The following is a 6,789-nucleotide window of genomic DNA, read 5'->3' as shown; positions in this document are numbered from 1 at the left end:
TGCCCTACGAGGGCCAGGAGCTGCGCACGGACAACAACACGTTCGTGCGCGGCCGCATCGGCGTGGGCAACGCGCCGGACCTGGTCATCACGCAGGTCACCGCGCCGTTCACCGTGCGCAACAACGACCTGTTCACCACCACCGTGAAGGTCTGCAACCAGGGCACCGCCACGGCGGGCACCAGCGCGGGCCAGCTGGAGCTGTTCCTGTCCAACAGCGCCGTCCTGGCGTTCCCGCAGGACATCACCCCGGGTTCGCCCCAGGTGTCCCTGGGCTCCGTGAACCTGGGCACGCTGCAGCCCCAGCAGTGCACGACGCGCCAGCTCAGCACCCGCGCCATCCCGCCGCCCGGTTCGTCGGGCTCCGGGCTGTTCTACATCGGCGCCATCGTGGACTCGCAGCGGTCGGTGATGGAGCTGCGCGAGGACAACAACGCCTTCGCGCAGGGCTTCCTCGCGGTGATGCCGTAGCCGTCGCGCGCCGCCGGTAGGGCGTCGTCGTGGGAGCGGGCGTCGGCCGGGGCCATCAGGTGCTCCGGACGGCGCCCCGCTCGTTCTCAGCGCCCGGCGTTCGCGTCCACCCACGCGCGATACCAGGCCACCAGCCGGCGGACGCCCTCGTCCACGGACACGCGGGGCCGGAAGCCCGTCGCCTGTTCCAGGCGGGAGGTGTCCGCCCAGGTGGAGGCCATCTCCGCCGCCTGCGCGGGCACGGACGTCACGCGGGCGCGCGCGCCCCAGTGCCGCTCCAGCAGGGCCACGAAGTCCCCCAGCACCACCGGCTCGCCATGGCCCACGTTGAGGAGTCGCTGGGGCGGGCTGCCTTCCGGAGGCCTGTCCAGCACCCGCACCACCGCCTCCGCCACGTCGTCCACGAAGGTGAAGTCGCGCCGCATCCGCCCATCGCCGTGCAACACCAGCGGTTCACCCCGCGAAAGCGCGCGCAGGAACAGCAGCGGCGCCATGTCCGGGCGTCCCCAGGGCCCATACACCGTGAAGAAGCGCAGGCCGCTGGTGGGCAGCCGGTGCAGGTGGCTGTACGCGTGCGCCATCAGCTCGTTGGCGCGCTTGGTGGCGCCGTAGAGGTTGAGCGGCTGATCCACGGGCGCGTCCTCGCGGAACGGGGCCGGCGTGGGCGCGCCATACACGGAGCTGGAGGAGGCATAGACGAGGTGCGCGACCTTCGCCTCGCGGCAGCCCTCCAGCACGCGCACGAAGCCCGTCACGTTGGTGTCCGCGTACGCCGGGGCCTCCGCGTCCGGAGCGCGCACGCCCACGCGCGCCGCCAGGTGCACCACGCCCTCCGGGCGCGCGACCGTGAACGCCTCGCGCAGCCGGGCCGCGTCGGTGACGTCTCCCGGGAGGAAGGTGAAGCCGCGCGCGCCGGACAGCCTGGCGAGGCGCGAGCGCCGCAGCGCCACGTCCCCCGGCGCCAGGTCCAGCGCATCCAGCCCCACCACCGTGTCACCGCGCGCGAGCAGCTTTTCGCAGACGTGGGCGCCGATGAAGCCCGCGGCCCCCGTCACCAGGATCCGCATGCCCCCCTCTTCGCGCGCGGGGAGCCGCTCGTGAGGCCCGGGCTCACGGCACCACCTGCACCGCGTCGATGACGGCCCGGCGCAGGAACGAGTTCCAGTCCCCCTGGGCCTGATACATGCTGACGACCGGCGAGGAGCGGAAGGTGTCCGTCCACAGCACCTGCCCGCTGGGGTCCACCACGCCCAGGCGCAGCACCACGTCCACCCGGCCTAGCACCGCGGCGCCCGACGTGTCCAGCCAGTCCAGGATGACGACCACGCCCGCCTCGGCCTTGTTCTGCTGGATGAAGGAGGACACCTCGTCGGTGAGCGGCACCGGGGCCTGGGACTGGCGCGTGGCCACCACCTCGAAGCCGCGCTCGGCGAGCACCGCTTCGGCCTGCCGCGCGATGACCGTGCGCGGGTTGCGCTCTCCCATCAGGTCCTGGCGGAATGAACCGGTGGGCAGCACGTCCACGCGCGAGCCCGCCACCACCACCACCTTGCGGATGCTCCCCGCCGGGCGCACCTGGGGGGCGGCGCAGGCCGTGAGGACGAGCGACAGGACGAGGGCCGGAAGGATTCGGGCGGTGCGCATGCCCTCACGCTAGGCCACAAGCGTCAGGGCCTCCACCGGGACCGCGCAGGCCTGCCCCTCAATCGAACAACCCCTGCAGGTAGAAGCCCCCGTCCCGTCCGTCCCGGAACACCCAGGCGGGCCCCAGGCCCTCGAAGTGCACGCGGTAGTAGTCCCGCTGGTAGGGCGTGTCCGACCACCACTCGCCCCCCAGCCGCTCCGGGCCCGCCATCGCCGTCACCCGGTGCCGCCTGCCCCCCAGCCGCGCCGCGAGCAGCGCCCCGGATGCCGCCAGCTCCGCCTCCAGCCGGGCCGGCCGGGCCAGCAGCCGCGACGGCCGCTCCCGGGCCGCCCCCGCCTCGCGCCACACGGTGACGGGGCCCGCGGGCTCCGCCGTGGACAAGAGCCCGCGCCGCGCCTCCGGGGGATGGAACGCCCGGGGCGCGTGCGCGGCCTCCGGCCGGTGCGCCGGCTCCAGGGACGCGGAGAACAGCGCCTCCTCCCCCAGCGTCGTCGCCAGCCGCGACAGGACCCCCTCCAGGGCCGCGTCCCCCTCCGGCGCGTCCCCCAGCGCCAGCTGCTGGCCCAGGTCCTCGTCGTGCGCGTCCACCCGCACCGCGACCTCCGCCACCGGGCCCTCCAGCCGCAGCTCCCCCAGCCGGTGCCGCGCCAGCTCCAGCAGCAGCTTCGCCCGCGCGGTGGGCCGCGCCAGCAGCAGCGGCACCGACGCCTCCCCGGCGGGGTCCAGGCGCAGCACGAAGGTGAGCCGCACCGCCGCCCGCTGCCGCCCGGAGAGCCGCGCGCCCAGCCGATCCAACAGCGTCTTGAGCGCGAACTGCACGGGTTCGAAGGAGCCCGCGGGCGCGTCCAGCACCACGCGGTCCTCCAGCGCCTCCTCCAGCGGCTCGGGATCGAAGGGCGTGTCGTCCACCCCCCGGCACCTCGCGTGCGCCCGGGCCGCGGGCGCGCCCCCGCGCGCCACCACCGCCCCGGCCGGCAGCGCCGCCACCTCCCCCAGCGTGGACAGCCCCAGCACCGTGAAGGCCCGCGCCGCGCCGTCCTCCAGCGCCCCCAGCGGCAGCGGCGCGAGCGCCCGGGCGCCCTGCCCTTCCGGCACCACCTCCACCCGCCGGCTGCCATGCCGCGCGAGCACCCGCGAGGTGAACGCCTCCGAGGCCACCGTCGCGTGCCCCCGGTAGCCCTGCTCCGCGCAGACCTCCAGCACGCGCGAGCCCAGCTCCGGCTCGCCCCCCACCAGGTGCGCGGCGCTCGCGTCGAACCACAGGCCGTCCGGGGCGCTGCGCTGGAAGCCCGGGCACAGGCCCAGGAGCGACTCCCCCAGCGCGCGCAGCGCCTGCGCCTCGTCCTGGGGGCGGTAGGGGAAGTGCCGCAGTTCGGGCTCCAGCGCGGTGGCCGCCGTGAGCGTCATCCCCGGCCGCACGCCGACCTTCAGCGCGCGCGAGGACGCGAAGGCCACCCGGCGCTGGCCGCGCACCTCCTCCACCAGCGCGAAGGGCTGCCCCGTGAGCCCCGGCGATTCGATGACCTTGCGCTGCACCGGGAAGCGCGTGACGTGCAGGTAGCCCCTCCGCATGACATGCCCTCAGCAGGTGCCCGACGACCGCGGCAGGCCCTCGCGCAGCGGGGGCATGGGCGCGTCGCGTCCGGGGCGCTGGCCCAGGATGCCGCAGCCGTTGCGCACGCTGTCGCCCGGCTCGCGGTAGAAGCCCGGCCCCGCGGTGCCGGGGTTCGCGGGGGCGTCCACGTCGTCCACGTCCAGTCGCCGGGCGCCAGCGTCCAGCCCCACCTCCGGGTACAGCGCCTGCCAGGGGCTCACGACGCGCGTCCCCACGCCACCGCCCCGGCTGCGCTCCAGCTCCACGGCCCAGCCCTGGACGCCCTGGGCCTCCAGCCGCAGCCGCGCCAGCCCATCCGCGGGGGCTTCGGGAGACGTCAGCAGCAGCACCAGCGTCCCGCCCCGCGCCGCCGCGTCCGCGAGCTTCCGGGCCTCTGGCAGCGACAGCCGCTCCGGCCGGCCCGCCGCGCCCACGCCATGCGTCAGGTCCAGCACCACGCAGGTGAAGGCCCCGCTGCGCGCGAGCTGCACGGTGGACCACACCCGCTGCGCGAAGAGCCGGGGCCGCACGACGAGCAGCCGCTCCAGGTCCACGCCCAGCGCGGACGCCGCGGGCGGATAGAGCTCCTGGGGGCCATCCACCCACGCGCACAGACGCTGCTCCCGGTGCGCGGACGCCACCGCGCGCAGCGCCAGGCTGGCGCGCCCCGACGCCGCCTCGCCGCACAGCTCCACGGAGTGCCCCAGGGGGAGCCCGCCCATGGGCAGCAGCGCGTCCACCGCGTCCACGCCCGTGCGCAGCACGGAGAGCGCGCGCCGGGGCGCGGCCTGGAGCTGACGGATCCGTTCGCGCAGCTCCTCCACCACCCCCAACGACGACCGCTCCACCGCCGCGCCCATGTCGCCTCCCTCGCAGGCCCGCCCGCAGTCCGTGCGGGTGTCGGGCCAGTATGCGAAGCGATCTGACACGCGAAAGCGAGGTTTGATGGCCGCTCCAACCTGACGGGTCGGGTGCTCCACTCGGCGGAAAAAAAGATCAGCGCGCGGCCGCTCTTCGCGTCACCGGACATGGTGGGTCACCCTCCCGTCCGCCCACGAAAAAAGGGCCCCGCGCTTTCCGCCGCGAGGCCCTTCGCACGAACGCGCCGTGGGGGCGCTGTCCTCAGCCGAAGACTACCCGGCGCACAGCACCTTCACCTCCACCTTCGTGTCACCCACGCGGCGCAGGCACGGGCCCAGGAAGAACAGGCGCGCGGAGCGGTCCTCGCCGGACGGCTCGTAACGGATGTCGCCATTGGCCACGGTGCACGTCTGCACCGACCCGTTCGCCCGCGTCACCTCCACGACGGCCAGGCGCGGATCCGGCAGGTTCACCACGTCCACGCTCTGGGCCACCGTGGCCAGCTCCGCGATGCCGAGCAGCGTCTGCTGGTAGTCGCTCCTGCAGATGGAATCCAGGTTCGCCCGCGTCGAGTCGAACGCCTGCGCCAGGGCGCTCTGCCGGAAGCCCGCCCCGTAGGACGTCGGGCAGTCGGCGTTGCGCACGGCGGGCTTCCCGCCCGACGTGTCCGTCACCTGCTCCGCGCGCTTGTCCGACAGCGCCACCGGCCCGATGGTCGCCCACAGCACCTCGCGCGACGCGCCCCGCCCGTCATACAGCCCCTGGAAGGCCTTGTAGTAGTCCTCCACGGGCGTGAGCTTGTCCGCGTCCCGGTTGCACGCATCCACCGACGTATCCTGGACCAGCGACACCGGGGGCGGCCGCTGCATGGAGCTGCAGTCCTCCTCGTCCGACACCACCACCACCAGCAGGCGGGCCCCGTCCCGCAGGAAGCCCGCGTTGCCGCCCTCTTCCAGCGGCTGCTGGGCCAGGGGCGATGCGACCGCCAGCCGCACGGCCTCGAAGGGCGTCTCCTGCCCGCTGCCGGTGGTGCCCTGGGCCACCAGCCGCTGGAACTTGTCCAGGAGCAGGGGGTCCGTGCTTTCGATGAAGCGCTCCAGGGTGGGCTGCCCGGCCTCGTCCTTCACCGGCTGGAGGCGCCCTTCCTGATCCGGGAACGAGCGGATGCTGTCCGGCCCGTTCGTGATGGTGAGGCGCTGATACACGGAGGTGGTGATGACACCCACGCGGAACTCCTGCGCCACCCCGCTGCCCGCCTTGAGCGCGGACACGAAGGCGGGCAGCTCCGTCGCGATGCCCTGCTGCTCCTCCTGCATGGAGCTCGAATTGTCGATGACGAAGAGGATGTCCGTCTTCTGCGGCGCGACCACGGGAGGGGTCGCCTCACAGGTCTCCGGCACCGTGGAGCCCGCGTCGTCGACGGGCGAGTGACAGCCGACCGCCAGCAGCGCGGACAGCGTCAGCAGGTGGGCACAAGTGTGGACCTTCACGTCGGCCTCCAGTGCGGAGGCGCACCCGCGCACCGCATCAAGCAGAGAGGGGGCAAGCATGCCCCACCCCTCCGCCGGACGCGAGACTTCTGGGCCGTTAGTAGAGGAGCGTCGTGCAGCCGACGAGGCACGGAAATAACGCACATCGCGTTTGCCATGTCCGGTTTGGTTGTTACGTTGGTTCATCCGTCGCGAAAATCAACCGGATGGTTCACCGGCCCGGCCGCTTGCTGACCGGGTTCAAGCAAGGAAGAGGCCGAACTCCATGTCTGACGAGAAGAAGAAGGGCACCGCGGCCAGCGCCATGCCCACCGCGATGGCCCCTCCGGGGCTCATCAACAAGGAAGACATCCCGCAGGTGCTGCCCATCCTGCCGCTGCGCAACAGTGTGTTCTTCCCCGGGGGCGTGCTGCCCCTGGCCGTCGGCCGCCAGAAGACGATCGCGCTGATCAAGGACGCCGTTCGCGACGACCAGGTCATCGGTGTCGTCACGCAGCGCCGCGCCGAGGAAGAGGATCCGGGCGCGTCCGACCTGTACACGATGGGCACCGTCGCCCGCATCGTGAAGCTGTTGAAGATGGGCGAGGACAACTACTCGCTCGTGGTCCAGGGCCTCGCGCGCTTCCGCGTGATGGAGCTGGTCCAGGAAGCGCCCTACCTCAAGGCCCGCGTCGACGCCGTGGAGGACAAGACGTCCTCGGAGAACGTCGAAGTGGAGGCCCTGGGCAT

General features: G+C 73.5%; 7 protein-coding genes. 2 read left to right on the top strand and 5 right to left on the bottom strand.

Annotation, left to right across the window (positions count from 1 at the left end):
* On the top strand, window positions 1-470 hold a 470-nt coding region (locus tag OV207_RS32555; RefSeq protein WP_324291585.1), incomplete at its 5' end, for a CARDB domain-containing protein.
* An 86-nt stretch (window positions 471-556) separates the two neighbouring features.
* On the opposite strand, the gene OV207_RS32550 is transcribed toward OV207_RS32555, so the two are convergent.
* From OV207_RS32550 to OV207_RS32530, 5 genes are all read right to left on the bottom strand, one after another.
* Window positions 557-1,537, bottom strand: coding sequence for an NAD-dependent epimerase/dehydratase family protein (locus OV207_RS32550; protein WP_267558939.1), 981 nt, complete (start codon window positions 1,535-1,537; stop codon window positions 557-559).
* A gap of 43 nt (window positions 1,538-1,580) precedes the next feature.
* Window positions 1,581-2,114, bottom strand: coding sequence for a hypothetical protein (locus OV207_RS32545; protein ID WP_267558937.1), 534 nt, complete (start codon window positions 2,112-2,114; stop codon window positions 1,581-1,583).
* A 58-nt stretch (window positions 2,115-2,172) separates the two neighbouring features.
* A complete protein-coding gene (locus OV207_RS32540; RefSeq protein WP_267558935.1) occupies window positions 2,173-3,687 on the bottom strand; it encodes a Y-family DNA polymerase in 1,515 nt (504 codons plus the stop codon).
* Window positions 3,688-3,696: 9 nt separating this feature from the next.
* Window positions 3,697-4,569: an ImuA family protein gene (locus OV207_RS32535; protein WP_267558933.1), complete on the bottom strand. Its 873-nt coding sequence runs from the start codon at window positions 4,567-4,569 to the stop codon at window positions 3,697-3,699.
* Between the two features lie 273 nt (window positions 4,570-4,842).
* Window positions 4,843-6,120, bottom strand: coding sequence for a VWA domain-containing protein (locus tag OV207_RS32530; RefSeq protein ID WP_420715279.1), 1,278 nt, complete (start codon window positions 6,118-6,120; stop codon window positions 4,843-4,845).
* Between the two features lie 205 nt (window positions 6,121-6,325).
* Here OV207_RS32530 and OV207_RS32525 point away from each other — a divergent pair.
* Window positions 6,326-6,789, top strand: a 464-nt coding sequence (locus OV207_RS32525) for an LON peptidase substrate-binding domain-containing protein (protein WP_267558931.1), incomplete at its 3' end; no start/stop codon positions are given.

It is taken from the genome of Corallococcus sp. BB11-1, assembly GCF_026626625.1.
Taxonomy (GTDB): Bacteria; Myxococcota; Myxococcia; order Myxococcales; family Myxococcaceae; genus Corallococcus; species Corallococcus soli.
Note: the sequence above shows the minus strand (reverse complement) of the source record. Positions and strands in the feature narration are given on the sequence as shown.